The sequence below is a fragment of the Protofrankia symbiont of Coriaria ruscifolia genome (assembly GCF_900634745.1).
GTDB lineage: Bacteria > Actinomycetota > Actinomycetes > Frankiales > Frankiaceae > Protofrankia > Protofrankia californiensis.
Genome location: NZ_CAAAFR010000191.1, coordinates 94,530 through 96,299 on the forward strand (window position 1 = coordinate 94,530; position 1,770 = coordinate 96,299).

1 protein-coding gene is annotated in these 1,770 nt (G+C 63.2%); it reads left to right on the top strand.

Annotation, left to right across the window (positions count from 1 at the left end; translation table 11 throughout):
- A partial coding sequence (locus CV1CTNOD_RS22410; protein ID WP_207386611.1) for a type III polyketide synthase occupies positions 1–1,089 on the top strand: 1,089 nt, incomplete at its 5' end.
- Positions 1,090–1,770: the final 681 nt, after the last annotated feature.

Below are 1,770 nucleotides of genomic sequence, written 5' to 3' on the forward strand. Positions count from 1 at the left end.
ACCCAGCCACACATCGTCGGCACCGCCGTAGCCACACCACAACGGGTCAACCAGGACGACCTGTGGGAATTCTTCCGCGACCACTTCGCAGCCAACCCACTCGCCGAAAAAGTATGGGCCTCATCCGGAATCGTCAGCCGACACTACGCCGTCGACCCCCGCAAAGAACCCAGCACCGAATGGACCACCGGCGAACGGATGCGCCGCTACCTCACCGAAGCACTCCCCCTAGGCCGCCAGGCAGCCAGCGACGCCCTCACCACAGCCGGCCTCACACCCAGCGACCTCGGCCTGTTCGCAGTCGCGTCGTCCACCGGCCATGTCACCCCCGGCCTGGACATCCTGCTGTCCCACGACCTGCAAATGCCCCCGAATCTACGCCGCGTCATCATCGGACACATGGGCTGCCACGCCGCAATCCCCGGACTCGGCACGGTCGCCGAATACGTCGCCGTCCACGGCAAACCCGCACTGCTGCTCTGCCTCGAACTCTGCAGCCTGCACGCCCAACCCAAATCACCCACACTGCACGCAGGCACCCCCACGCGTGAAGACCTCGAACAGATCGTCGCGCACTCGCTGTTCGCCGACGGAGCCGCCGCCGTCGTGGTCGCGCCTTTCGGACGGACATTTTCGACGGACAGCGCAGCGAGTCTCGAAATCCTTGATGTCACGGCCCTCACCGACAGCAGTGTCAGCGAGTACATGGGTTTGCTCGTCACCGACCACGGATTCCGGATGCGACTGTCACCACAGGTCCCGGAAGTCCTGGAACGCCACGTCGCCGACCTCGTCACCAACCTCCTCACCACACACGGCTACACCAGCGACGACGTCGACGGCTGGGCCATACACCCCGGCGGCGCACGGATCCTGCGAGTCATCGCGAAACAGCTCCAGCTCAGCGACGAGGCGATCGCCCCCTCCTACGACATCCTCCGGGAATACGGCAACTGCGCCAGCGCCACCGTGTTGATCGTTCTGCAGCGGCTGCTCCAGACCCGCGAAATCCGACCGGGCAAAGTGGTGGTCGCCCTCGGATTCGGCCCCGGCCTGACACTGTTCGCCGCACTCCTGAAAGCCCACTGACATCCCGGTGATCCGGGGTCCGGGAAATCCGTGCGAGAACCACCCATATACAACAACCATCGGAAGTAATCGGATGCGGCCCGACTACCACCCGTCCCGGCGCAGGCTTCAGTACCCGTTTGACACCTGACAGCCGTCACCGTCTTCGAAACGACACCAACTTCATTACACAGAGTAGCCTATTCATGTTACTCTGTACGAGAGCTTGGATTCGAAGAGCGAAACAGCGCCCGAGGACAAGGCTCTCGTTCAACGAGCTTGGATTCAGTGGCGGACCGGTTCCACCAATCCGTCGTGTCCGGATCCGGAAAATGTATCGCGCGTCGGCAGGAGGGAGACGTCGAAAATCTTGGGCGTCGACCGACACCCGGGGCACCCGCGCCGTAGTGAACGGGGACCGGGCCGTCACGACCGGGGACCCACACCATTGCGACACGATGGTGCGGGTGGTGATGGCCCGGGTGGTGATGTACGGGAAGCAATGAAACGTGGCGACCCCGGGCATCGTGAGCTGGACAACCCTATCCTCGGCCGCTTCGGATGCACTGCCAAGCCGACATCGACTCTTGGCCGTGACCAAACGGTCCGTACTTAAGGAAGGACCATATGACGCTGACCGAGCAGATCGACCTGCCGGGTACATCCACCTTTCTCGCTGGCGCCCCTGCCATTCGCAACCTT